We start from the raw sequence: 26,244 nt of genomic DNA, 5'->3' as shown, positions 1-26,244 counted from the left end.
CTGAAATGCCCATCCTCGCAAGGAGAACAACGTGCTGCTCAAGGACAAGGTGGTGATTGTCACCGGCGGTTCGCGCGGCATTGGCCGTGCGATTGCACTAGCGAGTGCGCGCGAAGGCGCCGACGTTGCCATCAACTATTGGGGCGACAACGACGCCTCGTACGGCCGCCGCACGGCCATCTCGGAAGTAGTGGCCGAAATCGAGAAGCTGGGCCGCCGCGCGATTGCCATCGAGGGTAACGTGGCCGCACCGCAAACGGGCGTCGATCTCGTGCGCCACACCGTGGAATCGTTCGGCAAGGTGGACGTGCTCGCGAGCAACGCGGGCATCTGCCCGTTCCATGCGTTTCTCGACATGCCGCCTTCGGTGCTGGAACGCACCGTGGGCGTGAACCTGAACGGCGCGTTCTACGTGACCCAGGCCGTGGCGCGGCAGATGAAGGAGCAGGGCACGGGCGGCGCGATCGTGGCCACCAGTTCCATCAGCGCGCTCGTGGGCGGCGGCATGCAGACGCATTACACGCCCACCAAGGCCGGCGTGCATTCACTGATGCAGTCGTGCGCCATCGCGCTGGGTCCGTTCGGGATCCGATGCAATTCGGTGATGCCGGGCACCATCGCGACGGACCTCAATGCAGAAGATCTCGCCGACGATACGAAGCGCGCCTACTTCGAAAAGCGCATTCCGCTGGGCCGCCTGGGCGCGCCGGAAGACGTGGCCGACTGCGTCATGTTTCTCGCCTCCGACCGCGCGCGTTATGTGACCGGCGCCGCGTTGCTCGTGGACGGCGGTCTCTTCGTCAATCTTCAGTGAGCCGGCAGCGAAGACGCGCCGGGCGCCGCTACGCCCTCATAGACGTGCCCGGCCGACGCACTGGAAGGGTCGCCCGTGCGTGCGTCGGCGAGCGGCTGCGAGAAGCGACGCAGCAGGCTCACGAAGTGTTCGGCCGGCTCGGCGAGCGGCTCGTTCTTGCGTGTGAGCACGCCGAAGCCGGGCAGGCTCTTGCCGATTTCGAGCGGCAGCGCCACGAGCAGCTTGCCGCGCACGTGGTCGCGCACCACCGATTCCGGCAGCATCGCAACCGCATCGTATTTTTCGAGCAACTGGAGCGTGGCGAACACGGATGCACATTCGGTCAGATTCACCGGCGTAGCGAGCCCCGCGCGCGCAAGCTCTTCTTCGAACAACACGCGTGCCGGACTCGTGATGGGCTGCGCGACCCAGGGCCAGTCCACCAGTTCGGGCAGCGTCACGCTCGTGCTGCGCGCCAGCGGATGGCGTGCGCGCACCACGAGCAGCAGCGGTTCGCGCGCAAGCGGTTCGAAATGGAAGTCGTTATGTTGCAGCGGCGTGGTGAGACGCCCCAGCGCGAGATCCACTTCGCGGCGATGCAGGAGCTGCACGAGCTGGTCGCTGGTTTCGCCGAGGATGCGCACGTTGAGCAACGGGCGTTCGGTCTTGAGCGCGGCCACGGCCATGGCGAGCACGTCCGGTGCGGCGCCCATGATGGCGCCCACCGTGAGTTGCCCGTGTCCGCCCTTGCGCTTCACGTCGAGGTCTTCGGCAAAGCGCGTGAGTTCCGCGAGCGCGCGACGCGCGTAGGCGAGGGTCACGGTGCCGAGCGCCGTCGGTTCGATGCCGCGCGCGCTGCGCTCGAAAAGGCGAAAGCCGAATGCCTCTTCGATGTCACTCAACATGCGGCTCGCGCTGGGCTGCGCGACGTTGACGGCCTCGGCGGCCTGATGGACGTTGCGTGCGTCGTCGAGCGCGACGAGCAGTGCAAGGTGTTTGAATTTGAGCCGGTTGACGAGCGCGACTGCCACTGCCTGAGGGTTCATGGCCATGTGCGATTCGGTTTGTGGATCGGCCGATCCCAACAACGGATTGGTTGGCTATCGGTGCACGAATTATAGTCGCTCAAAACACGGCGCCGGGCCCGCCAAAACCCGCACGTGAGGAGAAACAGAGCATGGAGACTATCGCCTTCCGGATGGTGCTCAACCCCGGTCAACGCGACGAATACGAGCGACGTCATCGCGAGATCTGGCCCGCGCTTGCCGACGCGCTGCGCGAAGCCGGCATCAGCGACTACTGGATTTTCTTCGACGAAAGCACCCACCATCTCTTCGCCGTGCTCAAGCGCCGCGCGGGCCACACCATGGAGCAGCTTCCGGAGCTCGCCATCATGCGCAAATGGTGGGATTACATGGCCGACATCATGCAGACCGCGCCTGACGGCGCGCCGCTGCAAACGTCGCTCGAACCGCTGTTCCACCTGCCCTGAACGGACCAAGGGAGAGCGCCATGCCGCAGACCTTGCAGGTTGTCGATCCGCACGTTCATTTCTGGGACATCGATACGCACCATTACCCGTGGCTCGCGAAACCGGGCGTTTCGTTCGTTGGCGACGCACGCGAGCTTGCGCACAACTATGTCGTAGCCGACCTCGTGCGTGATGCAGGTGAGGCAGGTGAGGCCGGCGATGCGGGTAGCGTCGAAGTGCTGAAGGTCGTGCACGTCGAGGCGAATCACGACCCTGCGGATCCGGTGGAGGAAACGCGCTGGCTGCAATCGCTCGCCGACGATGCGCGCGAGCACGAGGGCCGTGCAGGTCGAGGCTGGCCCAACGGCATCGTGGCCGCGGCGGACCTGAGCCGTCCCGACGCGCCCGAGATTCTCGCCGCGCACGCCGCGTTCGCCAACACGCGCGGCATCCGCCAGATTCTCAACGTGCACGCGAACCCGCTCTACGACTATGTGGGGCGCCACTACCTGCGCGACGACACGTGGCGTCGTCACTTTGCGCTGCTAGCCAGACACAGGCTCTCGTTCGATCTGCAACTGTATCCGTCACAGATGGAAGAGGCTGCGGCGCTTGCGCGGGCGCATCCCGACATTCCGGTCATCGTGAATCACGCGGGCATGTTCGTGGACCGCAACAGCGTGGCCGGCTATCGCGCATGGCGTGAAGGCATGCGCGCGCTGGCTGCGTGCCCGAACGTGGCCGTGAAGATCAGCGGGCTCGCGATGTTCGATCACGAATGGACCGTGGAAAGCCTGCGCCCTTATGTGCTGCAAACGCTCGACACGTTCGGCGTGGAGCGCGCCATGTTCGCCTCGAATTTTCCGGTGGACCGGTTGTTCGGTTCGTATGGCGCGTTGTGGCGGGCATATGCGGACATCGTGAGCGGTGCCAGCGAAAGCGAGCGGGCCGCGCTCTTTCGCACCAATGCGGAAAAGATCTATCGGATTTGAGCAGCACGCCGAAGGCCGCGCATAACACGAGAGCAACACGACGGCCCCAACATGGAGACACGGTTTGGAGACGAAAGGACATGACGGCCGCGTGCCGCGCCTCGAGCTACGCCAGGCGAGCAAGTCGTTCGGCCGCGTGCGCGCGCTGATCGACGGCAGCCTCGTGCTGTGGCCCGGCGAAGTGCACGCGTTGCTGGGCGAGAACGGGGCGGGCAAATCGACGCTCGTGAAAATTCTCGCGGGCGTGCACGAGCCCGATAGCGGTGAACTGCGCATGAACGGCACCGTGTGCCGCTTTGCGACGCCCGGCGCAGCGCGCGACGCCGGCATCGCGGTGATCTATCAGGAACCCACACTATTTTTCGACCTCTCGATCGCCGAGAACATCTACATGGGGCGTCAACCCGTGGATCGGTTCGGGCGCATCGACTACGGCGCCATGCACCGCGAAGTGGATGCGCTGCTCGCTTCGCTCGGCGTCGAACTGACGGCTGAACAGCTCGTACGCGGGCTTTCCATCGCGGACCAGCAGGTGGTGGAGATCGCCAAGGCGCTCTCGCTGAACGCGAGCGTGCTGATCATGGACGAACCTACTGCCGCGCTTTCGCTGCCCGAAGTCGAACGGCTCTTCGCCATCGTGCGCAAGCTGCGCGAGCGCGACGTGGCTGTTCTGTTCATCACGCACCGGCTCGAAGAGGTGTTCGCACTCACGCAGCACGTCACCATCATGCGCGACGGCGAAAAAGTGTTCGACGCGCCCACCGGCGAGCTTTCCACCAGCGCGATCGTCGCGAAGATGGTGGGCCGCGATCTGGAAAGCTTCTATCCGAAGGCCGACGTGGCGCCTGGCGAAGTGCTGCTCGCGGTGCGCGGCCTCACGCGCATCGGCGTGTTCAAGGACATTTCGTTCGAGGTGCGCGCGGGCGAGATCGTGGCCCTCGCGGGACTCGTGGGCGCGGGGCGCAGCGAGGTGGCGCGTGCCATCTTCGGCATCGATCCGCTCGATGCCGGCGAGATTCGCATTGCGGGCAGGCCGCTCGCGCCGGGGCGGCCGGCGGCGGCCGTCAAGGCGGGCCTCGCGCTCGTGCCCGAAGACCGCCGTCAGCAGGGGTTGGCGCTGGAACTCAGCATCGCGCGCAACGCGTCGATGACGGTGCTTGACAGGCTCGTACGCCACGGTCTGATTTCGGCGGGCCGCGAAATGCAACTCGCAAGCCAGTGGGGCAAGCGGCTGCAACTCAAGGCCGGCGACCTCAACGCAGCAGTGGGCACGCTCTCGGGCGGCAACCAGCAGAAGGTGGTGCTCGGCAAGTGGCTCGCTACGGGGCCGCGCGTGCTCATCATCGACGAACCCACGCGCGGCATCGACGTGGGCGCGAAGGCCGAGGTGTACGGCGCGCTCGCCGAACTCGTGCTCGAGGGCATGGCGGTGCTGATGATTTCGAGCGAACTGCCCGAAGTGTTGGGCATGGCCGACCGTGTGCTCGTGATGCACGAAGGGCGCATCACGGCCGCCATCGCGCGGGCGGAAGCAACCGAAGAGCGGATCATGAGCGCGGCGCTGGGCGAGCGCGACATTCATCTGGGGCGGGCCGCATGATGCGCCATTCGACCACGCCCAGTCATTCACTGCCGCCAGCCGAAGGCGCGGCCCAGGTCGCTGCGATTGCCAGCCGCGGCGCGCCGGGCGGCATCGTCGGCGTGCTTGCGAAGAGCCGCGAAACCACGCTTTTCATCGTGCTCGTGCTGCTGATCGTGGGCACGGCGCTCGCGCGGCCGCAGTTTCTCAATCTGCAGAATCTGCGCGACGTGTTGCTCAATGTTTCGATTGTGGCCTTGCTCACGGCGGGCATGACCGTGGTGATCCTGATGCGGCATATCGATCTCTCGGTGGGGTCGGTGGTCGGCATCAGCGCGTACGCCGTGGGCAGTCTGTACGTCGCGTTTCCGCACATGCCCGTGGTCGTTGCGCTCGCGGCGGGGATCGGCGTTGGCTTCGTGGGCGGGGCGATCAATGCGCTGCTCGTGGCAGTCGGCCGCGTGCCGTCGCTCGTCGCCACGCTTTCCACGCTCTATATTTTTCGCGGCGCGGATTACGCGTGGGTGCACGGCGGACAGATCAATGCCACGAGCCTGCCGGACGCGTTTTCGCGGCTCGCCACGGGGGCCGTATTCGGATTGCCCACGCTGGTGCTGCTCTCCGCGTTCGTGTTGCTCGCGCTCGCCGTGTATCTCAAGCAGTTCCGCCCCGGCCGCGAGTACTACGCGATCGGCTCGAACCCCGAGGCCGCGCGCCTTGCCGGCGTGAACGTGGAGCGGCGCGTGATGACGGGCTTCCTGATCTCGGGAAGCATCGCGGGGCTCGCGGGCGCGCTGTGGCTCGCGCGCTTCGGCACCGTGGACGCGAGCACCGCGAAGGGCATCGAGCTTCAGGTCGTGGCGGCCGCCGTGGTGGGCAGCGTGGCGATTACGGGCGGCGTGGGCACGATACTCGGCGCCACGCTGGGCGCGCTCGTGCTGGGCGCGATCAGCATTGCGCTCGTCGTGCTGCACGTCTCGCCGTTCTGGGAGCAGGCCATTGAAGGCGCGTTGATTGTGGCCGCCATCGCCGCGGATACGCTGCTCGCCCGCTCCGTCGCCAAACGCATGATGAGGAAACGCGACCATGGCTAAGTCAGCGGTCAAGCCGGATTCCGGATTGCTCACGCGCAGCCGCACTGTTGCGCTTAGTTGGGAAATGCTGCTCGCGGTGATTCTCGTGCTTTGCCTCGTACTGGGGCGCGTGCTGTCGCCGGTATTTCTCTCCGGCGCGAATCTCGGCAATGTGCTGGCGGACCTCACCGAAGTCGCGCTGATGGCGCTGCCGATGACGCTCATCATCGTGGCCGCCGAGATCGATCTTTCCGTGGCGTCGGTACTCGGCGCATCGAGCGCATTGATGGGCGTGCTCTGGCACATGGGCTTGCCGATGCCCGTGGTGGTCGCCCTCGCCATCGTCTTCGGCGCGCTCGCGGGGCTCATCAACGGGCTCGTCATCGTGAAGCTCAACTTGCCTTCGCTTGCGGTGACCATCGGCACGCTCGCGCTCTTTCGCGGGCTTGCTTACGTGCTGCTGGGCGACCAGGCCGTGGCCGATTTTCCGCAGGCATGGACGCTGTTCGGCATGAACACGCTGGGCGGCACGTTCATTCCGCTGCCGTTTCTGATCGTGATCGTCGCGGCGGTGCTGTTCACCGTGCTGCTGCAGGCCACGGCGTTTGGGCGCAGCCTCTTCGCCATCGGCGCGAATGCCACCGCGGCGGCGTTTTCGGGTATCGACGTCGCGAAGATCCGGTTGCGCCTCTTCGTGCTCTCGGGGGCCATGAGCGCGCTCGCGGGCATTGTCTACACGCTGCGCTTCACGAGCGCACGCGGCGACAACGGCGAAGGCTTCGAGCTTTCGGTGATCGCGGCCGTTCTCTTCGGCGGCGTCAGCATTTTCGGCGGACGCGGATCGATGTACGGCGTGCTGCTCTCGCTCCTGATCGTAGGCGTGCTGCGCAATGCGCTGACGCTCGTCGACGTATCGAGCGAAACGCTCACCATCGTCACGGGCGCGCTGCTGCTCGCATCGGTGCTCGTGCCGAATCTCGCGGCGCGTATGCGGGCGATGCGCGACAGGCGGTTGCTCGCGCGCTCGAACTGAAGTGCCCGCGGTGCGGGCGCAATACGCAGAGTCGATACATAGAGTCAATACACAGCCGCAATACCGCGCACCGCACCAGAAACATCAACAACTCCGGACACCCGTCCGGTCAATAGAGGAGACGCTTCATGTCGAGATCATTACGTCAGGCCAGTGCCGCGCTGCTGTGCGCGGCGCTTCTCGGGACCAGCGCGCTGGCAAGCGCCGCCGGTATCAAGGATGGGCTCAAGATCGCGTTCGTTCCGAAGCAGATCAACAATCCGTACGAGGTCATTGCCGACGACGGCGGCATGGCCGCCATCAAGGAGTTCAAGGGCGACGGCAAGGTGGTGGGGCCGTCGGATGCCGGTGCTTCGTCGCAGGTGCAGTACATCAACACGCTCACCACGCAGCACCAGGACGCCATCGTGATCGCCGCCAATGACGCGAACGCGCTCGTGCCGTATCTGAAACGCGCCATGTCGCAAGGCATCAAGGTGGTGACGTTCGACTCGGACACGGCGCCCGAAGGCCGCACGCTGTTCGTGAACCAGGCGAACGCGGAGAGCATCGGGCGCGGGCAGATTCAACTCGTGGCGAAACTGATGGGCGGCGAGGGCGAGTTCGCGATTCTGTCGGCCACGCCGAACGCCACGAACCAGAACACGTGGATCAAGTGGATGCAGGAAGAACTGAAAAAGCCCGAGTACGCGAAGATGAAGCTCGTGAAGATCGCCTACGGTAACGACGACGACCAGAAGTCGTTCGTGGAAACGCAGGGGCTGCTGCAGGCGTACCCGAATCTCAAGGCGATCGTGGCGCCCACGTCGGTGGGCATTGCCGCGGCGGCGCGCTACATCTCCTCGTCGTCGAGCAAGGGCAAGGTGGCCGTGACGGGGCTCGGCACCCCGAACCAGATGCGCGCGTTCGTGAAGAACGGCACCGTGAAGGCGTTCCAGCTGTGGGATCCGGGCCAGCTCGGTTATCTCGCCGCCTATGCCGCAGCGAACCTGGCTTCGGGCACGATCACCGGCAAGGAAGGCGAATCGTTCGAGGCGGGCAAGCTCGGCAAGCGGACCATCGGCAAGAGCGGCGAGGTCATTCTCGGGCCGCCCACCACGTTCGACGCGGCCAATATCGACAACTTCAACTTCTGATCGCAGGGCTTCTCAGCGCGTGGCGGTTGCGGCCCCGCGGCCCCGCGGCCCCGCGGACACGCACTCGCCCCTCAATCCGCGCCGGCCGCTACTGCTGTCTTCATGCCGGCACGCCGGCGCAGGTCTTCCGTCGTTTCACTTGCACCGCCGGGCTTCCAGCCCGGCGGGCGCAGCAGGTACCCCGCCGCTGTTCCCACATTCTTTGCCGACGCGATGTCGCGTGCCAGGCTCGCCCAATGTTCGAGTTCCACGACGAACGGGTTGTGCGAGCGCGTAGGCGTAACCAGCCCGTAGCGGCACGGTTCCTCCGCACGCTCCTCCACATAGGTGCCGAACAGGCGGTCGAACACCACGAGCACGCCGCCGTAGTTCGCATCCAGATAAGCCAGATTCGACGCGTGATGCACGCGATGCGCGGAAGGCGTGTTGAACACGTACTCGAGCCAGCCGAGCTTCGGTATCCACGTGGTGTGCAGCCAGAACTGATAGAGCAGGTTGAGCGTGAGCGTGGCCAGCACGACTTCGGGCCGCATGCCGAGCCAGACGAGCGGCGTGAAGAACAGCACGGCGCCGGTGAGTCTGCCTGTCCAGCCGAGCCGGAATGCGGTGGAGAGCGTGAGCTGGTTCGGCGAATGGTGCACCGCGTGCGTGGCCCAGAGGAAACGGATGCGGTGCGACGCGCGGTGATACCAGTAGTAGCAGAATTCCTGGACGAGGAAGAGCAGCGGTACCGCGACGACGCTGCTGAGCGCCAACGTGTGAATGCGGTAATGCCACACGACGTTGAGAACGGCGGTGGTGAGCGGTAGCGGCAACAGCGCGATCAGCTTGCGGCCCACCAGGTCCGCGAGCGAGAGCATGAATTCGTGCCAGTCGAACGGCGTATCGGTGTGCCGGTTCCTGATGCTGAGTACGCCTGCTTCGACAAGCGATGCGCTGACGACGACGGCCGAAACGGCAAGGCCCAGGAGCGTGAATTGTTCGGTAGATAACATGATGTCGACCTGACGGACTGCGATAAAGCGATGTGGGGCAGCACGGGCAATGCCGGCTCGTGGACTCGCGCAGCGGCCGGTTGCTTCGTTGTGCACGGCACCGTTCGCGTTCCTTGAGCGGCAATGTAGCTATCGGCACGGTTAAAAACCATGCGAAAACTATGTCGCGGGGTGTCATGGCAGGGCGCGCGTTGGGTGGTAGTTTTCGGGTAAGGCGAAAGGGCGATGGCGCGCCTCCGATGCCGCGCAGGCCAGGCGCGGCCGGCAGACCAGGGACAACCCTGATTCGTCAGGCCGGCGAGGCGTGCCGGCCGGTGTGCCCAATCGGACGCCGATCCGACAAATTCCGACATTGGCCCGCGTGGCGCCGCCCGCGCGGCCGTCCGGCGCCACGCTTCGCCCAGACCCGCCAGCGCCTTGTCCGGCAAGCCTTTGCGGCTCACGGCACGGCTGTTCGCTTTGCGCATGTGTCGCATTTGCGCAAGCGTTTGTCGTAAATCGTCGGCCCACAGGGGTTTTTTCTGGCAACCATGTATGCACACTGTGAGCGGGCCGACGCCTGCCCGACGAGGAGATGAATTCAATGAATTCCCCAAAAGTCGTGGTCGAAGGGCTGTACAAGGTCTTCGGCAACAACCCGAAACTCGCGCTCGATATGCTGTCGGGCGGCGCAACGAAGGACGACATCTTCGCGAAGACCGGTCAGGTGGTCGGCGTGCAGGACGTGTCGTTCGAGGTGCCGGAAGGCGAGATTTTCGTGCTGATGGGCCTCTCGGGCTCCGGCAAATCCACCCTGATCCGTCTTATCAACCGGCTCGTGGAGCCGACCGCGGGCAAGGTGCTGATCGACGGCCGCGACGTGGCCGCCGTGCGGCGCTCGGAACTCATCTCGCTGCGCCGCACCGACATGAGCATGGTGTTCCAGTCGTTCGCGCTCATGCCGCAGCGCACCGTGCTCGCCAATGCGTCGTTCGGTCTGGAAGTGGCCGGCGTGTCGCGCAAGGAACGCGACAGGCGCGCGCTCGAGGTGCTCGAGCAGGTGGGTCTCGCGGCGTTCGCACAGAAACTGCCCTCCGAGCTGTCGGGCGGCATGCAGCAACGCGTGGGTCTCGCCCGCGCGCTTGCCGTGAATCCTTCGCTCATGATCATGGACGAGGCGTTCTCCGCGCTCGATCCGCTCAAGCGCAAGGAAATGCAGAACGTGCTGCTGCAATTGCAGAAGGAGCAGCGCCGCACCATCCTGTTCGTTTCGCACGATCTCGAAGAGGCGCTGCGCATCGGCAACCGCATCGCCATCATGGAAGGCGGTCGCGTGGTGCAGATCGGCACGCCGCAGGAAATCATCAGCCAGCCCGCGGACGACTACGTTCGCGCGTTTTTCGAAGGCGTGGACACGAGCCGCTATCTCACGGCGGGCGATCTCATGCAGACCAACGCGGTGCCGCTCGTGCGCAATCTCGATGCGTCGAGCGTGGCCGAGTCGCTCAACGGCAGTGCGGACTACGCGTTCGTGCTCGACGAGGCGCGCAAGATTCGCGGCTTCGTTACGCGCGACGCGTTGGGCACCGCGACGCCTGCGCTGCGTCAGCTCGAACCCATTTCGCTCGGTGCGTCGCTCGAACAGGTCGTGTCGCGCGTGTGCGCGAGCGCGACGGCGCTCCCCGTGGTCGACGACGAGGGCTGCTACTGCGGTTCCGTCAATCAATCCGTTGTGTTGAAGGTGCTCACGCGCAGCCGAGGTTCCCATGTCTGAGATCATTCCGCTTGGCCGGTGGGTGGACGACTCCGTCCACTATCTGCTCGACCACGACGCCAGCACGTTCGACGCCATCGGCAAGGGCATCGAGAGCTTCGCCGCGCTGATCGAACACGGCCTGCAAGCTGTGCCGATGTGGGCCATGATGGCCCTCTTCATCGGCATCGGCCTGTGGCGCGTGGGCTGGCGCTTTGCGATCTTCGTCACGCTCTCGCTGCTGCTCATCTATGCCACGGGCTTCTGGGACCAGACGGTAGTCACGCTTGGCCTCACGCTGTCGTCCACGCTCATCAGTCTCGTGTTCGGCATTCCGCTCGGCATCTGGACTGCGAAGAACCGGCACGTCGCCCTCATGGTGCGTCCCGTGCTCGACCTGATGCAGACCATGCCGGCCTTCGTCTACCTGATTCCGGCTGCAATGCTGTTCGGTCTGGGCCGCGTGCCGGGCATTCTTTCCACGGTCATTTTCGCCATGCCGCCCGCGGTGCGCCTCACGAGCCTCGGTATTCGCCACGTGAACCGCGAGATCGTGGAAGCAGGCCAGGCGTTCGGCTGCACACCGTGGCAGCTGCTCTACAAGGTGCAATTCCCGAGCGCGTTGCCCTCCATCATGCAGGGCGTCAACCAGACCATCATGATGGCGCTCTCCATGGTCATCATCGCCTCGATGGTGGGCGCGGGCGGCCTCGGCAACGACGTGCTCGCGAGTATTCAACGTCTCGACATCGGGCTCGGTTTCGAGAGCGGGCTCTCGGTGGTGCTGCTCGCCATCATTCTGGACCGCATCACGGAAAGCTTCGGTCGCACACCGGGTTCCGCGCCCGCGCCGCGCTTCGCCGGTCTGCGCAACGTGATGCGCGTGCGCCGCGACCAGCCGATGGCCGCGCAGAGCTGAGGTTGGCGGCGGCAGTCGCCACACCTGCCTGACCTTCCGCACCTGCCATTTAGCAATAGAAGATCGTTCCAGCAGACAAGCGCGCCGCACGTTTCGTGCGGCGCGTGGCCCAACCCGTGCCTGTACTTGCATCAGGAGAGCGACGTGACGACCGCCGTGATGGAGCTGGCCACCCGTACTGCGCCGTTGTCGAGCGCTGCGCATTTTGGTTTTCTCACGCTGCCCAGCTTTTCCATGATCGCGTTCACGAGCGCCGTGGAAGTGCTTCGCATGGCGAACTACGTGAGCCGCGAGCAGCACTACCGCTGGTCCGTGATTACGCCCGACGGCGTGCCGGTGCGCTCGAGCAACGGCATCAGCGTGCGGCCCACGCGCACCATCGAAGAGACGGGTATGCCGGACGTGCTGATCGTGTGCGGCGGCACGCAGATCCGCAACGCGGTGAACACGAACGTGACCACGCTGCTGCGCGAAGTGGCCGCAAGCGACGTCCCGCTCGGCGGTTTTTGCACAGGTGCCTATGCACTGATGGCCGCGGGCCTGCTCGACGATTACCGCTGCACCGTGCACTGGGAAGACCTCTCGGCGCTGCACAAGGAATTTCCGCGCGTGCATTTCGCCGACGAACTCTTCGTGGTGGATCGCGACCGGCTCACCTGCACGGGCGGCACCGCGCCGCTCGATCTCATGCTGAACCTCGTGGAAGCGCGCCTCGGCCAGCGGCTTGCCGCGCAGGTGTCGGAGCAGTTCATCCTGGAGCGCATTCGCAGCGCGAGCGATCCGCAGCCCATTCCCGTCGATGCGCGCGTGGGCTTCTCGCGCGCCGAGCTGGTCGAAGTGGTGCGGCTCATGGAAGCCAACATCGAAGAGCCGCTTTCGCTCGAAGAGCTTGCGCGGCTCGTGCAGCTTTCCACGCGGCATCTGCAGCGCATGTTCAAGGTCTATCTGAACGTATCGCCCACGCATTACTACCTGTCGTTGCGCCTGAAACGCGCACGCGATCTGCTGCGCACCACCGACGCCACCATTGCGCGCGTCACCACGGTGTGCGGCTTTCATTCGCCGTGCCACTTCAGCAAGGCCTATCGCGCGCAGTTCGGCCACGCGCCGAGCGCCGAACGGCGGCTCGCAAGCTGAAGCCCGAAGCAGCCTCAGGACGCCGATTCAACACGCCCGTTCGGAAAGACCCGAGTTCATGACAGACCAATCGATAACCCGAGGAGAATCACAATGAAATTGAAGCTGTTTGCTGCCGCCTGCGCATTCGCCGCAGCGGCCACGATGGTTCACGCGGCAGAGCCGGCCGCCTGCCGCAACGTGCGCTTCGCGGACGTGGGCTGGACCGACATCGCGGCCACCACCGGCCTCGCGTCGACCGTGTTCGACGGGCTCGGCTATCACGCGACGAAGACCATCGCGTCGGTGCCCATCACGTTCGCGGGCATCAAGAGCAAACAGATCGACGTGTTCCTCGGCTACTGGTCGCCCACCATGGACCCGATCATCACGCCGTTCGTGAAGGCCGGCACGATCAAGGTGCTCGCCACGCCCAACCTCACGGGCGCGAAATACACGCTCGCGGTGCCGGACTACGTCTATAACGGCGGGCTGAAGTCGTTCGCGGACATCCAGAAATTCGCCGACAAGCTCAACGGCAAGATCTACGGCATCGAGCCCGGCAACGACGGCAACGCGCTCATCAAGAAGATGATCGACGGCAATCAGTTCGGGCTCGGCAAATTCAAGCTCGTGGAATCGAGCGAGGCGGGCATGCTGGTCGAAGTGAACCGCGCGATTCGCGACAAGCAGTGGATCGTGTTCCTCGGCTGGGAACCGCACCCCATGAACGTGCAGATGAAGATCGACTACCTGGCGGGCGGCGACGACGTATTCGGCCCGAACTACGGCGAAGCGAAGGTCTTCACGGCCACGCCGCCCGACTACGCGGCGCGTTGCCCGAACGCGGCGAAGCTCGTGTCGAACCTGCAGTTCACCACGGCGATCGAAAACCGCGTGATGGCGCCCATCATGAACAAGGAAGACGCGAACAAGGCCGCGCTCGACTGGCTGAAAGCGAACCCGCAGGTGCTCGACCAGTGGCTCGCGGGCGTGAAGACGTTCGACGGCAAAGACGGGCTGCCCGCGGTGAAGGCGTATATCGCGGCGCATTAAGCATGTGGCGAGGTGCACGGCTTTCACGCCGTGCACCTCGTGTGTCTCGTGCGCCTCGTGTGCGTCGCACGTCTCTCATACGATGACGTCCACGCTCAGACGTGGATGTCGAACCCTTCTGCGTACGCGTCCAGATCGCTGTCGTCCCAGAGCCGGCCGTCCACCAGTACCGGCGCCGCTTCATGCGCAGGCACCGCGATCTCCATGGCCGCCGCAGCCTCGCGATAGAGCGCGGTCTGATTGATCGCGGCCGCCACCGCCAGATAGTCCACCGTGTCGATGAGCCCCCAGCGCCGGTATTGCGTGAGGAACCATGCGCCGTCCGAGGCGCGCGGGTAGTTGACGTTGCCGCCGTCGAAGAAGCGCACGGGCAGGCGCTTGCCGTAGACGCCGTCGCGCACCTCGTCGGGCAGCGTAGCCGCAAGGCGCGGTGCGATCAGTTCATGCGGCACGCCGATGAACTCGGGTTGCGCGAGCCATTGCGCCGTGTCGTCGCGATGGCCGGGGTCATCCAGCCAGCGGCACGCATCCAGCATGGTCTGCACAAGGGCGCGCGCCGTGCGCGGATGGCGCGTCACGAATTCGCGCGTGGCAGCCAGTACTTTCTCGGGATGGTCGGGCCAGATTTCGCTCGTGAAAAGCGCCGTGCGGCCCGCATGGCGCGCCTGCGCCGCTGCGTTCCACGGCTCGCCGGCGCAGAAGCCGTCCAGTTGCCCCGCCGTCAACGCGTCGCCCATCTGCGGCGGCGGAATCACCACGCTTTCGATGTCGCGCAACGGATGCACGCGTTCCGATGCGAGCCAGTAGTAAAGCCACATGGCATGCGTGCCGGTGGGAAACGTCTGTGCGAAGACGGGCTTGCGGCCCAGCGTGGCGAGCGCGTCGTGCAGCGTGCGGTGCTCGTCGAGGGCGTCGGCCAGGCGGTTCGACAGCGTGATGGCCTGGCCGTTGCGGTTGAGCACCATCAGCACCGCCATGTCGGCCTGCGGCCCGCCAATGCCTAGTTGCACGCCGTAGGCGAGGCCGTAGAGCGCATGCGCCGCATCCAGTTCGCCGCACAGCAGCTTGTCGCGCACGGCGGCCCACGAAGGCTGCCGGCACAGTTCGAGCGTGAGGCCGTAGGCGTGGCCGAATTCGAGCATCTTCGCGGCCACGAGCGGTGCCGCGTCGGTGAGCGCGACGTAGCCCAGCCGCAGATGCGTCTTTTCGGGCGCGCCCGCCGCGCGTGGCTTCGTGTTCGCGGCGAGGGAGGAGGGTTCGTTCATTGCGGTTCCGTCATGTCGGCAGGCCGTCTGCATCGACGATCTGGCGCGCCGCCTCGGCCACTTTCACGCCCTGGTCCATCGCGCGCTTTCTGAGCGTGGCGTAGGCGGCGTGCTCGGTCATCTTGCGGCGGTCCATCAAAAGGCGTTTGGCGCGGTCGATCAGCTTGCGCTCCGCCAGTTCGTTTTCGGCCTGCGCGAGGCGCTCGCGCAACTGCGCCTCCTGGGCGAAGCGCGCGAGCGCGACTTCGAGAATGGGGGCGAGGCGCTCGCTCGCGAGCCCTTCCACGAGGTAGGCCGTCACGCCCGCGCCCACGGCGTCGCGAATCAACTGCTGGTTCGCGTCGTTGCTGAACATCAACACGGGCCGCGGCGCCGTGGCGTTCATGACAGCGAGCTGTTCGAGCGTGTCGCGCGAGGGCGATTCGGTGTCGATGATGATGACATCCGGCCGTTCCGTGGCGACCACGTGGTGCAGCGCCTGCGGCGTCGCGGTGGCGGGCAGCATCTCGCAGCCGAGCCGCGCGAGCGCGTCGCGCAGATCGCCGATGGGCTTTTCGGTGTCGGTAACGAGCAGTACACGCAGCATGGTGGACGCGAGTTTAGCGCAGCCTGGCGCGCGGCGGCGCCTGCAGTGCGGCCGCGTGCTGTGTTTCGGCGGAAGGCACGGCGGTTGCCGCCGGCTTCTCACACAGCCGTTTCAATTCCGGCACGCACGATCCGCACACCGTGCCGCAGCCCAGCGTCGCCTTCAGTTCGACCACCGTCGCGCCGCGCCCGATCGCCGCTTCAATGCGCGAGCGGCGTACCTGCATGCAGGTGCACACCACCGGGTCGCGCGGCGCCAGGTTGTCGCGCTGGGCGCTGAAGACGGCAAAGCGCGGACCGGTCCACGGCGTCGCGTCCACGAGCCGCGCGAGCAGCGCGTCGCCGCCCGTTGCGTCGCCCGCGAGCACGAAACCGTCGATCACGTTGTCTCGCCACAGCACGCGCTTGTCAAGCCCGCGCCGTGCGTCGCGGTATTCGAGCACGTCTTCGCCCGCGGGCAGGTCGAGCGCGGCGTGCAGGCGGTCGAGCCAGTTCGCGGGGGCCTGAGCGCTCTCTTCGGAAGTTACCGCGATAGCCGGCGCTGCCGTGTGAGCCGCGCGCAGCACGATCACGTCGTCGGCCTCGATGCGGATGGACGCGTAGGTGCACGAAGCGAGCAGCGGCTGCAGCGCCGCCTGCAATGCGAGCACGTTGCCGCGACGCGCGGCCACGAGCCGCCAGGGCAGCGGCGCGGCCTCGATGCGCACCGCCGCGTGCTTGAGTTCGGGCTGGCGCGAGTGCGGATCGGTGGCGCCGATGGTGGCTTCGTTGATGCCGCCGCTCGCGAGGAACTGGCCGTTCCAGTGCATCGGCACGAACGCGGTGCCGGACTGGACGTCGTCCGAGAACTGCACGGGCAGCACGAGGCTGCCGCGGCGGCTCTTCACGCGCACGAGGTCGCCTTCCGCGAAGCCGCGCCGCGCGGCGTCGGCGGGGGCGAGGTTGACGGCGGCCTCGGGCGCGTGGGCGAGCAGTTTGGCGACGCGGCCCGTGCGGCTCATGCCGTGCCATTGGTCGCGCAGCCGGCCCGTGATGAGCCGGAACGGGAAGCGCGCGTCGGTGGGTTCGGCCACAGGCTGGTAGCGCGGCGCGTGAAAGCGGGCGCGGCCGTCGGCGGTGGCGAAGACGCCGTCGGTGTAGCGGCGCGCGGCGCCTTGCGTGCGGCCCGCCGGAAACGGCCACTGCTGCGGCCCCTCGTCTTCGAGCACCGCGTAGCTGAGCCCGCCGATGTCGAGATCGCGGCCTACGGTGAGCCGGCGATGCTCGTCGAACGCCGCTTCGGGCGAGGCGAAACCGAAGAGCGGCGCGGCATTCGCGTGGCGTTCGCCGTGCCTGCTCGCAAGGCGTTGCTGCATGCGCTGCGCCACCTGGTCGGCGATCCACCAGTCGGGCTTCGCTTCGCCCGCGGCGGGCACGGCGGCCCGCACGCGCGAAATGCGCCGCTCCGAGTTCGTCACCGTGCCCGACTTCTCGCCCCACGTGGCCGCGGGCAGCAGCACGTCGGCGAAGGGCACGGTGTCGGTCTGCGTGAACGCGTCCTGCACGACGACGAATTCAGCCGTGGCGAGCGCTTCGCGCACCTTCGCGATGTCGGGCATGGAATGCACGGGGTTCGTGCAGGCAATCCACACCGCCTTGATCTTGCCGCTGCGCACGGCCTCGAACATCTCGACAGCGGGCAGGCCCGGCGTGGCGGGCACGGACGGCACGCCCCACAGCCGCGCCACTTCCTCGCGATGCGCGGCGTTGCCGATCTCGCGATGCGCCGCGAGCATGGTCGCCATGCCGCCCACTTCGCGACCGCCCATGGCGTTGGGCTGGCCCGTCAGCGAAAACGGACCCGCGCCGGCCCGGCCGATCTGTGCCGTGGCCAGATGCAGATTGATGAGGGCGAGGTTCTTGTCGGTGCCGTGGCTCGACTGGTTGAGGCCCATGCAATAGAGCGAAAGCGCGGCCTCGCTCGCGCCGAACCATTCGGCGGCCTGCATCAGGTCTTCTTCGCGAATGCCGCACAGGCCCGCCGCCACGCGCGGCGTGTACTCGCGCACCATCGCCTTCAGCGCAGCGAAGCCTTCGGTGTGGCGTTCGATGTACGCGCGGTCGATCAGCCCTTCCCAGATGAGGTGATGCAGCATGCCGTTGAAGAGCGCGACGTCGGTGCCCGGCTGAATGGCGAGATGCAGGTCGGCGAGAGCCGCCGTGTCGGTGCGGCGCGGATCGACGACGATCCAGCGAATCGCCGGGTTCGCCGCCTTCGCCGCTTCCAGCCGGCGAAACAGCACCGGGTGCGCCCAGGCCATATTGCTGCCCGCGAACAGCACCGTGCGCGCCGCTTCGAGGTCTTCGTAGCAGGTGGGCGGACCGTCCGCACCGAGCGCCATCTTGTAGGCGCTCACGGCGCTCGACATGCAGAGCCGCGAATTGGTGTCGATGTTGTTGGTGCCGATCAACCCCTTCGCGAGCTTGTTGAAGACGTAGTAGTCCTCGGTGAGCAACTGGCCCGACACGTAGAACGCCACCGCGTCTGGCCCGTGCCGTTCCACCACGCGCGCGAAGCGCTCGGCCACGGTATCGAGCGCGACGTCCCAGCTCACCTGCCGGCGTGCTTCGGAACGATGCGCGCGCATTTCGGGCACGAGTGCGCGGCCCGTTTCGCTTTGCGCCGTGAGCGCGAGCGAGAGCCCTTTCGTGCAGAGCTTGCCGAAATTCGCGGGATGCTCGGGGTCGCCTTGCACGCCCGTGATGCGGCCGCCTTCCGACTCGATGAGCACGCCGCAGCCGACGCCGCAGTAGCAGCAGGTGGAACGGGTGACGGTCTTCATGACGTGTACGCGCTTAAGCCTGGCCGAGATCGACATGCACGAGCCCGTCTTCGTCCACCTTCACCGGGAAGCGTCCCGCGCAGCCTTCGTCCGGCGCGCGTGCTTCGCCGCTCGCAAGGTCGATGTTCCATGCGTGCAGCGGGCACGTCACCGTCTCGCCGTGCACGATGCCTTCGGACAGCGCGCCGCCCTTGTGCGGGCAGCGGTCGCGCAGCGCGAAGACCTTGTTGGTGGCCGTGCGAAAGAGGGCGATGTTGCCGCCCAGGCTTTCGTCGCGTTGCAGCACGCGGCTGCCCAGTTGCGGAATGTCTTCGACGCGGCAAACGGGCGTCCACGCCGAGCCGTCCCGCTTGCCGTGTTCGCTTGCTGCTTCGCGCGCCATGATCTGGATTTCCATCGTGTGTTCCTCGTACGTCATTGCGTGCATTAGGCGACTATTAAGCGATTACTTTGAGCGGAATGTATTCGTGCTTGCGGGCGCCGCCTATCCGCGCTTCCCACGGATCGGGCAAGCCTTCCAGCGAATACAGCAGCCGCTCGTAGAGCGCCTTGCGGCTCGCTTCGTCTTCCACCACTTTCTTCTTCACGTAGTCGAGCCCCACGCGCGCGATGTAGTGCACCGTGCGATCGAGGTAATACGCCTCTTCACGATAAAGCTGCAGGAACGCGCCCGTGTACTCCTTCACTTCCTCGGCGTTCTTCACCTTGACGAGGAACTGCGCCACTTCGGTGCGAATGCCGCCGTTGCCGCCCACGTAGAGTTCCCAGCCGCTATCCACGGCGATCACGCCCACGTCCTTGATGCCGGCTTCAGCGCAGTTGCGCGGGCAACCCGAAACCGCGAGCTTCACCTTGTGCGGCGACCACATGTTGGCGAGCATCGTTTCGAGGTCGATGCCCATCTGCGTGCTGTTCTGCGTGCCGAAGCGGCAGAACTCGCTGCCTACGCACGTCTTCACGGTGCGGATCGACTTGCCGTAAGCATGGCCCGACTTCATACCGAGATCGCGCCACACGTTGGGCAGGTCTTCCTTGCGCACGCCGAGCAGGTCGATACGCTGGCCGCCCGTCACTTTCACCATCGGCACGTTGTATTTCTCGGCCACGTCAGCAATGCGGCGCAGCTCGCTCGGGTTCGTCACGCCGCCCTTCATCTGCGGCACCACGGAAAACGTGTTGTCCTTCTGGATGTTCGCGTGCACGCGTTCGTTCACGAAACGGCTTTGCGGGTCGTCCACGGCGTCGCGCGGCCACGTGGAGATCAGGTAGTAGTTGATCGCGGGGCGGCAGGTCGCGCAGCCGTTGGGCGTGCGCCATTCGAGGAAGTCGTAGACCTGGCGGTGCGTGAGCAGACGGTGCTCGCGAATCGCCTTGCGCACTTCGCCGTGGTTGCGGTCCGTGCAGCCGCATACGGCCTTCGTCTTCGGCGTTTCCTGGAAGTTCGTGCCCACCGTGTTCATCAGGATCTGCTCGACGAGGCCCGTGCACGAGCCGCACGAACTCGCGGCCTTGGTGTGCTTCTTCACGTCGTCCACGGTGAAGAGGCCCTTTTCGGTGATCGCCTTGACGATGGTGCCTTTGCACACGCCGTTGCAGCCGCAGACTTCGTCGCTGTCGGCCATCGCGCTCGCGCGGCTCTGGCCTTGCACGCCCGCGTCGCCCACGCTCGATTCGCCGAACATGATGTGGTCGCGCAACTCGCCCAGCTTGCGGCCTTCGCGCAGCAGCTTGAAGTACCAGGCGCCGTCTGCCGTGTCGCCGTAGAGGCACGCGCCCACCAGTTGGTCGTCCTTGATGACGAGCTTCTTGTAGACGCCGCCCGCGGGGTCGGAGAGCACGATTTCCTCGCAGCCGTCGCCGCCGTTGAATTCGCCGGCGGAGAAGAGGTCGATGCCCGTCACCTTGAGCTTGGTGGAAAGCACCGAGCCCTTGTAGCTGCCGATGCCCATCAGCGCGAGGTGGTTCGCGCAGACCTTCGCCTGCTCAAAAAGCGGGGCGACGAGACCGTACGCAATGCCGCGGTGGCTCACGCATTCGCCCACGGCGTAGATGCGCGGGTCGTAGGTCTGCAGCGTGTCGTTCACGACGATGCCGCGATTGCAGTGCAGGCCGCAGGCTTCGGCCAGCGTCGTGTTGGGGCGAATGCCGGCGGCCATCACGACGAGGTCGGCCGCGATGGTTTCGCCGTCCTTGAACTTCACGCCGCTCACGTGGCCGGCCTCATTGCCGAGAATCTCCGTGGTGGCCTTCGAAAGCTTGAACGCGAGGCCCCGTGCTTCCAGCGAACGTTGCAGCAGCTTGCCCGCGGTGGCGTCGAGCTGGCGTTCCAGCAGCGTGTCGGCCAGATGCACCACGGTCACGTCCATGCCGCGCAGCTTGAGGCCGTTGGCTGCTTCCAGCCCCAACAGGCCGCCGCCGATCACGACCGCGTGCTGCTTGACCTCGGCGGCGTCGATCATGGCCTGCGTGTCGCGAATGTCGCGATAGGTGATCACGCCTTCCAGCGTATTGCCCGGCACCGGCAGGATGAACGGCACGGAACCCGTTGCGATCAGGAGGCGGTCGTAGGGCGCTTCGGTGCCGTCGTCCGCGAACACGATGCGGCGCACGCGGTCGATGCGCTCGATGGTCTTGCCCAGATGCAGGCGAATGCCTTGCTCCGCATACCATTCGAGCGGGTTGAGCACGATGTCCTTGAACGTCTGCTCGCCGGCGAGCACCGGCGAAAGCAGGATGCGGTTGTAGTTCGGATGCGGCTCCGCCCCGAACACCGTGATGTCGTACTGGTCGGGGGCGATCGCAAGCAGCTCTTCGAGCGTGCGGATACCGGCCATGCCGTTGCCGATCACGACGAGTCGGGGCTTGTTCATGCTGAATCTCCTGCGAGTGCGGGTGGAGCGGGTGGAACGGCTCGATGCTTGACGGAATGCATTCGGGTACAGCGGCGGAGTGCAGGTGCCGTGTGTCGATGCACATGCACTCCGCTTCGTGTCTTCGCGTATCAGGGATGCATCAGACGCGCGCGGCGGCAACGGACCACGCGTTGCGCCAGCGGTGCTTCACGTTGCTCATACCGGCCCAGCCGAGCGCGGCGAGGCAGGCGAAGAGCCAAAGACCCGTGGAGTAGGAACCGGTGGCCTGCTTGATGGAGCCGAGGCTCGCGGCGAGCGCGAAGCCGCCCACGCCGCCTGCCATGCCAATGAGGCCGGTCATCACGCCGATGTCCTTGCCGAAGCGCTGCGGCACGAGCTGGAACACCGCGCCGTTGCCCGCGCCGAGGCAGAGCATTGCGGCGATGAACAGCAACACCGTGGGCAGCGGGCCGCCCACGTTGAAGCCCGCGGTGCCGATCAGCACGGCCACGGAGGCGAACACTGTGAGCAGCGAACGCGTACCGCCGATGCGGTCGGCCATCAGCCCGCCGATGGGGCGCATCACCGAACCCGCGAACACGCAGGCGGCCGTGGCCCAGCCGGCGATCTTCGGGTCGAAGCCGAACTGGTCGTGGAAGTAGCCGGGCAGGGCGCTCGCGAAGCCGGAGAAGCCGCCGAACGTGAGCGAATAGAAGAACATGAACCACCACGAATCGCGGTTGCCGAGCATGCGCGCGTAGTCGCCCAGTTGCTTCTTCACGACGACGCCGGGCGCGTCTTTCGCGAAGGCCGTGTAGTAAATCAGCACGGCGACAACCGGAATGCAGGCGATGCCGAATACGTTCTGCCAGCCGAACGCGACAGCCAGCGCGGGCGCGAACAGGGCCGCGAGCACCGTGCCGGAGTTGCCGGCGCCGGCAATCCCCATCGCCGTGCCCTGCTGATGCGGCGGGTACCAGCGCGACGCGAGCGGCAACGCCACGGCGAACGATGCACCGGCTACGCCGAGCAGCACGCCGAGGAACAGCGCCTGGCCGAGCGAGTGCACGCCGATCTGCCATGCGCCGACCAGCGTCGCGATCACGATGGCCTGGCCGAGCAGGCCCGCGCGCTTGGCGCCGACGCGGTCGGCGAGCAGACCCATGAACACGCGCAGAATGGCGCCCGCGAGAATCGGCGTGGCGACCATCAGCGCGCGTTGCTGCGTGGACAGCGCGAGGGTTTGAGCGATCTGGATCTGGAGCGGTCCGAGCAGGTACCAGACCATGAAGCTCAGGTCGAAGTACAGGAACGCCGAGAGGAGCGTGGGGGTGTGGCCATTGCGCCAGAAGCTGCGGTCCATGTGAGTTCCGTCGTTGGATCGCTCGCCGTGTGCGTGTTCAGACTCTTGAACGCGCTGCACCGGTTGCGACGAACGTCGAACGCCATTGCCCGACCGAAGTGGTTCTGGATGAGCCGCGTGCGCCGGCTGTGTGCCGCGCCGCGTGTGGGGCTCATGCTGCCCTGCGCCGTTGCAGGGTGCGAGCCTCGCTATGCAACGGCCGTGCCACCTTGCATGAAAACGCGCAAAGCCTTACTGGATAAGGGACTGAGGAGATCGGTCGGGAATGGGATATTGCACCGCAGCAGTGCGCCGCACCGGCCAGAGGCACTGCTGCGGTGCGGTGCGTTGCAGTGAAGTGCAGGCGAGCGCATGCAGTGACGGAACATGAACCGTGTTGCACGAGGTGCATGAAGGGCGGGAAGGAATGAAGCGGCGGGACGTGCATTCCGTTGCCACGAGATGCACGGGGAAGCAGCGAAAGCAGGGGAAGCGTGAAGCGCGCGGCACGAGCGTGCCGCGCGCGGGGTGATCGATCTCGATGAGCCGGGTCGTCAGCTCGTGGTCTCGGGCATGCGCTTTTTCAGTTCGCGCGAGGCGGCAAGCGGAATGCGCGCGTCGTCCCACTCGCGCAGCCATTCCACTTCACGGGCAGTGAAGACCTGGCCGTAATTGCGCAGGGCGTACTGCAGCGAATCGATGATGTGGTTGCGGATGATCTCGGGCGTGCGCTGGTCGTCTAGCACCGCACGGAACGCTTCGAGCGTGGCCATGGTTATTGCTCCTGTTGCTGTTGTGGCCGCGCGCAGGCGAGAAACAGCATGCGTGCGCGCGAACCGCGATGCGATCCGCGCTTTATCGCACGTCAATAGTCAGGAGACAAACGGAAAAAAATGGAGGGCTCGCGAATTGGCGAGAGATCCTGCCTGGGGACGCCGCATTTTTATGCGGCATGTCTCCATCGTGGCATGACGATGTGAAGGCGGATTCGATGACGGACTATCCGGCCGTCTACTCCGCCGGCACCGGAACGATCGATGAAATACGCCAGCCCGCGCCCGTGCGAAGCGCTACTTCGTACATGAGGAATCGCCCCGTTGTGGCGGACGCTTGCGACTTTCCGGAAGTGATCATGGTTGGCGCGTAGATCTGGGCGACGTCATCGCTGATGGGAAGTATCTTGATGTTGTCCGTCTCCGGTTCGAACTTCCACACGCCTTTGAAAGTTTCGCGGAAGTGGTCCAGCAGGGCGGTTTTGCCCCAGATCCGATAGGGACGCGCCACCAGGGCCACGGGATCGGGTTCGCTGGGATCGGCAGCGACGAAGACGCTGGCGAACTCGGCGAGATCATGCGTGGTCGCGGCATGTGCCTGACGCAGGAAGAGCGTTCTGACTTCCTGCTGATCGCCGTCGGTAAAGCGCTGGGCCGCTGCCGCTGTTTGCGCATACGCCGCAGGAAGCGCGACGACGAGCAACGACAAAACGGCAGACGTAAAGCCATTCCGATTCATGATGCAAACTCCTTTGATGGGGCGTTGACGATGGCGACAGTCCGACAGTCCGACAGTCGATCAGGCAGCGCGGTCACGCTGCGCTCACATGCCCACCGGATGTGGAACGTGCAGCACGGCGACGCGATTTGCGCGGTCGCAAGACTCGAATGTGTGTGCGAGCAAGCCGCGCTGCCTGGTGCAGTCGGCCGTCGCTGGCACGACGTCCCGGCGGGCAACGTAACGATGACTCATGTGGTTGCCGTCTGAACACGGTTCGCCGCAAACAACAGCATGGCTGTACCAAACCACCGGAGCGTGATCGCTCAGGCAAGACGCCCGGCGCTACCGGCCGTTTTCGTTTCGCTTGCCTTGCGGGTTCGCATCGAGATCCACCGCATCGGGCACTTCGATCACGAGGTCCGTCTGCGCAACAGCCACGCAAGGCAGGATGTAGCCCTGCGCCTTTTCTTCGGCCGAAAGACCCGGCCACTCGATCGTATGGCGCACCGTGCCCTCGATCACGCGGCACAGGCACGTGCGGCAGGTGCCGTTGCGGCAGGAGCGTGGCAACCGCAGATTCGCGAAGCCGGCGGCTTCGAGCACGGTGAGCGTATCGGGCGCCTCGAAGGTGCGGCCGAGCGGTTCGACGCGAACGCGTGGGATCGCCGCGTCGCGAGGCTCGTTCGTCGAGGCGTTCGTCGGGTCGGCATGAGCGCTCACGTCTGCGCTCGTGGAACCGTCTGCGTCAGGCCCACTCATGGCTTGCTTCACATCGTTGCTGTTCAATGACGCTTTGCCCGTTCACGAAATGGATACGCCCAGCAAGCGTCCCGCGCCGAACGTGAAGGCTGCCGCGACGAGGCCGATCACGATCTGCCGACCGGCGGAAAACATCGCGCCGCGTCCGTTGAAAAGCGAGGTGAAGACGCCCACGGCGGCCAGCCCGAAGCCCGCCAGCGCCACGCATTGCACGATGGCCCACATGCCGTGCGCCCACAGGAACGGCATGGCCGGGAAGATGGCGCCCAGCGAGAAGAGGCAGAACGAGACGCCCGCCGCCGTCCACGGATTGCCGCCCAGTTCCGCGGGGTCGAGCCCGAGTTCCTCGCGCGTGAGCGTATCGAGCGCCTTGTCCTTGTCGCGCATGATCTGCGCGGCCACGCGGCGCGCCTCTTCGGCCTCTACGCCCTTGGCCTGATAGATCAGCGCCAGTTCGTGCCGTTCGGCGTCGGGCGTCTGCTCGATTTCATCGGATTCCTTCGCAATCTGCGTGCGTGCCAGTTCGCGTGCATTCGTGACGGAGAGCCATTCGCCCAGCGCCATCGAGCAGGCGCCCGCGATCAGCCCTGCGAGCCCGGTGAGCAGGATCGTGCGGTTGGCCGCGCCCGCGCCGGCCACGCCCATGATGAGGCAGAAGTTGGAGACGAGGCCGTCGTTGGCGCCCAGCACGGCAGCGCGCAGGTCGTTGCCCGAGGTCACGCCCTTGTGCCACGACTCTGCGCTCGCAATCTGCGCGCCCTTCGACATGCCCTCGGCATGCTGGCCCTCCACCACGGCGCGCACAACGTCGGCGTGATGCTGTTCTTCCGCGGAGAGCTTTTCGGCGCCGGGCTGGTGCGCGTATTTGTTGCGGTCGGCGTACTCGGCCGCGGCCAGCGTGGGCAGCACGAAGGCGGGGCCGAACGTGCGGGTGAGCGTGCGCATCAGGTGCGTCTTGATGCTGTGCCGATGCGGCCGCACACGCACGCCGTTGGCGCGCAGCTTGTCCGACCAGAGCTGCGCGTGCTCGCGCTCCGACGCCGCGAGCTGTTCGAACACGCTGCGGCGCACGGCGTCCTTTTCGACGTGGGCGAGCGTTTCGTAGACGGCGGCGCTATCGAGTTCGTCGGCGAGATTCTGGCGATAGCGCTTGAGTTCGTGTCGGGAGGCCATGGCATGGGTTCGGGCAGGTTCGGGCGCAAGCTTAACCCACGTGCCGCAAACCCGCTG

22 protein-coding genes and 1 pseudogene are annotated in these 26,244 nt (G+C 65.9%); 11 read left to right on the top strand and 12 right to left on the bottom strand.

Annotated elements, in window-relative coordinates; all coding sequences use genetic code 11:
• The first annotated feature begins 31 nt into the window (after window positions 1-31).
• Window positions 32-814 (top strand): SDR family NAD(P)-dependent oxidoreductase, encoded by a 783-nt coding sequence (locus tag P2869_RS25495; RefSeq protein ID WP_277598325.1) that lies wholly within the window; start codon window positions 32-34, stop codon window positions 812-814.
• On the opposite strand, the gene P2869_RS25490 is transcribed toward P2869_RS25495, so the two are convergent.
• A complete protein-coding gene (locus tag P2869_RS25490; RefSeq protein ID WP_277599849.1) occupies window positions 808-1,839 on the bottom strand; it encodes a LysR family transcriptional regulator in 1,032 nt (343 codons plus the stop codon). The two genes, P2869_RS25495 and P2869_RS25490, sit on opposite strands and share 7 nt — an antisense overlap.
• 131 nt (window positions 1,840-1,970) lie before the next feature.
• On the opposite strand from P2869_RS25490, the gene P2869_RS25485 reads away from it, so the two are divergent.
• The 6 genes from P2869_RS25485 (at window position 1,971) to rhaS (ending at window position 8,077) form a co-directional block, all read left to right on the top strand.
• Window positions 1,971-2,285, top strand: coding sequence for an L-rhamnose mutarotase (locus tag P2869_RS25485; RefSeq protein ID WP_126877203.1), 315 nt, complete (start codon window positions 1,971-1,973; stop codon window positions 2,283-2,285).
• A gap of 32 nt (window positions 2,286-2,317) precedes the next feature.
• Window positions 2,318-3,256, top strand: a complete 939-nt coding sequence (locus tag P2869_RS25480; RefSeq protein WP_277599848.1) for an amidohydrolase family protein — start codon at window positions 2,318-2,320, stop codon at window positions 3,254-3,256.
• A 91-nt stretch (window positions 3,257-3,347) separates the two neighbouring features.
• Entirely contained in the window at window positions 3,348-4,856 is a 1,509-nt protein-coding gene (locus P2869_RS25475; RefSeq protein WP_277599847.1) for a sugar ABC transporter ATP-binding protein, read from the top strand.
• The gene (locus tag P2869_RS25470; protein WP_277598324.1) at window positions 4,853-5,929 is read left to right on the top strand and encodes an ABC transporter permease; all 1,077 of its coding nucleotides are present in this window, start codon (window positions 4,853-4,855) and stop codon (window positions 5,927-5,929) included. The genes P2869_RS25475 and P2869_RS25470 overlap by 4 nt, the downstream gene beginning before the upstream one ends.
• Window positions 5,922-6,941, top strand: a complete 1,020-nt coding sequence (locus tag P2869_RS25465; RefSeq protein ID WP_277598323.1) for an ABC transporter permease — start codon at window positions 5,922-5,924, stop codon at window positions 6,939-6,941. Before P2869_RS25470 ends, P2869_RS25465 begins: the two co-directional genes overlap by 8 nt.
• Window positions 6,942-7,069: 128 nt before the next feature.
• Entirely contained in the window at window positions 7,070-8,077 is a 1,008-nt protein-coding gene (gene rhaS, locus P2869_RS25460) for a rhamnose ABC transporter substrate-binding protein (protein ID WP_017775567.1), read from the top strand.
• A 71-nt stretch (window positions 8,078-8,148) separates the two neighbouring features.
• On the opposite strand, the gene P2869_RS25455 is transcribed toward rhaS, so the two are convergent.
• Window positions 8,149-9,072 (bottom strand): sterol desaturase family protein, encoded by a 924-nt coding sequence (locus P2869_RS25455; RefSeq protein WP_017775568.1) that lies wholly within the window; start codon window positions 9,070-9,072, stop codon window positions 8,149-8,151.
• 459 nt (window positions 9,073-9,531) lie between these two features.
• Here P2869_RS25455 and P2869_RS25450 point away from each other — a divergent pair.
• The 4 genes and pseudogenes from P2869_RS25450 to P2869_RS25435 all read left to right on the top strand — a co-directional run.
• Window positions 9,532-10,825: pseudogene (locus P2869_RS25450) on the top strand (glycine betaine/L-proline ABC transporter ATP-binding protein); the annotation flags it as partial.
• Window positions 10,818-11,723, top strand: coding sequence for a choline ABC transporter permease subunit (gene choW, locus P2869_RS25445; RefSeq protein WP_277598322.1), 906 nt, complete (start codon window positions 10,818-10,820; stop codon window positions 11,721-11,723). The pseudogene P2869_RS25450 and the gene choW, both read left to right, overlap by 8 nt.
• A 159-nt stretch (window positions 11,724-11,882) precedes the next feature.
• Entirely contained in the window at window positions 11,883-12,860 is a 978-nt protein-coding gene (locus P2869_RS25440) for a GlxA family transcriptional regulator (RefSeq protein WP_033351194.1), read from the top strand.
• 93 nt (window positions 12,861-12,953) lie between these two features.
• Window positions 12,954-13,895, top strand: a complete 942-nt coding sequence (locus P2869_RS25435; protein WP_017775572.1) for a choline ABC transporter substrate-binding protein — start codon at window positions 12,954-12,956, stop codon at window positions 13,893-13,895.
• A 95-nt stretch (window positions 13,896-13,990) separates the two neighbouring features.
• Here the strand turns inward: P2869_RS25435 and P2869_RS25430 are convergent, their stop codons facing one another.
• The 10 genes from P2869_RS25430 to P2869_RS25385 all read right to left on the bottom strand — a co-directional run bounded on the left by P2869_RS25430 (window position 13,991) and on the right by P2869_RS25385 (window position 26,187).
• Entirely contained in the window at window positions 13,991-15,160 is a 1,170-nt protein-coding gene (locus P2869_RS25430) for a CmpA/NrtA family ABC transporter substrate-binding protein (RefSeq protein ID WP_277598321.1), read from the bottom strand.
• 10 nt (window positions 15,161-15,170) lie between these two features.
• The gene (locus P2869_RS25425; protein ID WP_017775574.1) at window positions 15,171-15,746 is read right to left on the bottom strand and encodes an ANTAR domain-containing protein; all 576 of its coding nucleotides are present in this window, start codon (window positions 15,744-15,746) and stop codon (window positions 15,171-15,173) included.
• A 13-nt stretch (window positions 15,747-15,759) separates the two neighbouring features.
• A complete protein-coding gene (locus P2869_RS25420) occupies window positions 15,760-18,567 on the bottom strand; it encodes a nitrate reductase (RefSeq protein WP_277598320.1) in 2,808 nt (935 codons plus the stop codon).
• A gap of 13 nt (window positions 18,568-18,580) precedes the next feature.
• Window positions 18,581-18,949: a nitrite reductase small subunit NirD gene (gene nirD / locus P2869_RS25415; RefSeq protein WP_126877258.1), complete on the bottom strand. Its 369-nt coding sequence runs from the start codon at window positions 18,947-18,949 to the stop codon at window positions 18,581-18,583.
• 55 nt (window positions 18,950-19,004) lie between these two features.
• Window positions 19,005-21,437 (bottom strand): nitrite reductase large subunit NirB, encoded by a 2,433-nt coding sequence (gene nirB / locus P2869_RS25410; protein ID WP_277598319.1) that lies wholly within the window; start codon window positions 21,435-21,437, stop codon window positions 19,005-19,007.
• A 142-nt stretch (window positions 21,438-21,579) separates the two neighbouring features.
• Window positions 21,580-22,782, bottom strand: coding sequence for a nitrate/nitrite transporter (locus P2869_RS25405; RefSeq protein ID WP_277598318.1), 1,203 nt, complete (start codon window positions 22,780-22,782; stop codon window positions 21,580-21,582).
• 533 nt (window positions 22,783-23,315) lie between these two features.
• Complete coding sequence (locus P2869_RS25400; protein WP_017775579.1) at window positions 23,316-23,534, bottom strand: hypothetical protein; 219 nt, start codon at window positions 23,532-23,534, stop codon at window positions 23,316-23,318.
• A gap of 238 nt (window positions 23,535-23,772) precedes the next feature.
• The gene (locus P2869_RS25395; RefSeq protein ID WP_277598317.1) at window positions 23,773-24,273 is read right to left on the bottom strand and encodes a nuclear transport factor 2 family protein; all 501 of its coding nucleotides are present in this window, start codon (window positions 24,271-24,273) and stop codon (window positions 23,773-23,775) included.
• Window positions 24,274-24,597: 324 nt separating this feature from the next.
• Window positions 24,598-24,918, bottom strand: coding sequence for a 2Fe-2S iron-sulfur cluster-binding protein (locus tag P2869_RS25390; RefSeq protein WP_199544388.1), 321 nt, complete (start codon window positions 24,916-24,918; stop codon window positions 24,598-24,600).
• Between the two features lie 138 nt (window positions 24,919-25,056).
• On the bottom strand, window positions 25,057-26,187 hold the full coding sequence (locus tag P2869_RS25385; protein ID WP_277598316.1) for a VIT1/CCC1 transporter family protein: 1,131 nt from the start codon (window positions 26,185-26,187) through the stop codon (window positions 25,057-25,059).
• Window positions 26,188-26,244: the final 57 nt, after the last annotated feature.

This window comes from Paraburkholderia sp. SUR17 (assembly GCF_029536165.1).
GTDB lineage: Bacteria > Pseudomonadota > Gammaproteobacteria > Burkholderiales > Burkholderiaceae > Paraburkholderia > Paraburkholderia kururiensis.
This window is presented reverse-complemented; position numbering and strand designations above follow the sequence as displayed.

What these genes read in the sequence shown, in the direction of transcription:
- P2869_RS25490 (WP_277599849.1), bottom strand. Translation starts at nt 1,839, where the DNA reads ATGAACCCTCAGGCAGTGGCAGTCGCGCTCGTCAACCGGCTCAAATTC.
- P2869_RS25485 (WP_126877203.1), top strand. Translation starts at nt 1,971, where the DNA reads ATGGAGACTATCGCCTTCCGGATGGTGCTCAACCCCGGTCAACGCGAC.
- P2869_RS25470 (WP_277598324.1), top strand. Translation starts at nt 4,853, where the DNA reads ATGATGCGCCATTCGACCACGCCCAGTCATTCACTGCCGCCAGCCGAA.
- P2869_RS25465 (WP_277598323.1), top strand. Translation starts at nt 5,922, where the DNA reads ATGGCTAAGTCAGCGGTCAAGCCGGATTCCGGATTGCTCACGCGCAGC.
- rhaS (WP_017775567.1), top strand. Translation starts at nt 7,070, where the DNA reads ATGTCGAGATCATTACGTCAGGCCAGTGCCGCGCTGCTGTGCGCGGCG.
- P2869_RS25455 (WP_017775568.1), bottom strand. Translation starts at nt 9,072, where the DNA reads ATGTTATCTACCGAACAATTCACGCTCCTGGGCCTTGCCGTTTCGGCC.
- choW (WP_277598322.1), top strand. Translation starts at nt 10,818, where the DNA reads ATGTCTGAGATCATTCCGCTTGGCCGGTGGGTGGACGACTCCGTCCAC.
- P2869_RS25440 (WP_033351194.1), top strand. Translation starts at nt 11,883, where the DNA reads ATGGAGCTGGCCACCCGTACTGCGCCGTTGTCGAGCGCTGCGCATTTT.
- P2869_RS25435 (WP_017775572.1), top strand. Translation starts at nt 12,954, where the DNA reads ATGAAATTGAAGCTGTTTGCTGCCGCCTGCGCATTCGCCGCAGCGGCC.
- P2869_RS25430 (WP_277598321.1), bottom strand. Translation starts at nt 15,160, where the DNA reads ATGAACGAACCCTCCTCCCTCGCCGCGAACACGAAGCCACGCGCGGCG.
- P2869_RS25425 (WP_017775574.1), bottom strand. Translation starts at nt 15,746, where the DNA reads ATGCTGCGTGTACTGCTCGTTACCGACACCGAAAAGCCCATCGGCGAT.
- P2869_RS25420 (WP_277598320.1), bottom strand. Translation starts at nt 18,567, where the DNA reads ATGAAGACCGTCACCCGTTCCACCTGCTGCTACTGCGGCGTCGGCTGC.
- nirD (WP_126877258.1), bottom strand. Translation starts at nt 18,949, where the DNA reads ATGGCGCGCGAAGCAGCAAGCGAACACGGCAAGCGGGACGGCTCGGCG.
- nirB (WP_277598319.1), bottom strand. Translation starts at nt 21,437, where the DNA reads ATGAACAAGCCCCGACTCGTCGTGATCGGCAACGGCATGGCCGGTATC.
- P2869_RS25405 (WP_277598318.1), bottom strand. Translation starts at nt 22,782, where the DNA reads ATGGACCGCAGCTTCTGGCGCAATGGCCACACCCCCACGCTCCTCTCG.
- P2869_RS25400 (WP_017775579.1), bottom strand. Translation starts at nt 23,534, where the DNA reads ATGGCCACGCTCGAAGCGTTCCGTGCGGTGCTAGACGACCAGCGCACG.
- P2869_RS25395 (WP_277598317.1), bottom strand. Translation starts at nt 24,273, where the DNA reads ATGAATCGGAATGGCTTTACGTCTGCCGTTTTGTCGTTGCTCGTCGTC.
- P2869_RS25385 (WP_277598316.1), bottom strand. Translation starts at nt 26,187, where the DNA reads ATGGCCTCCCGACACGAACTCAAGCGCTATCGCCAGAATCTCGCCGAC.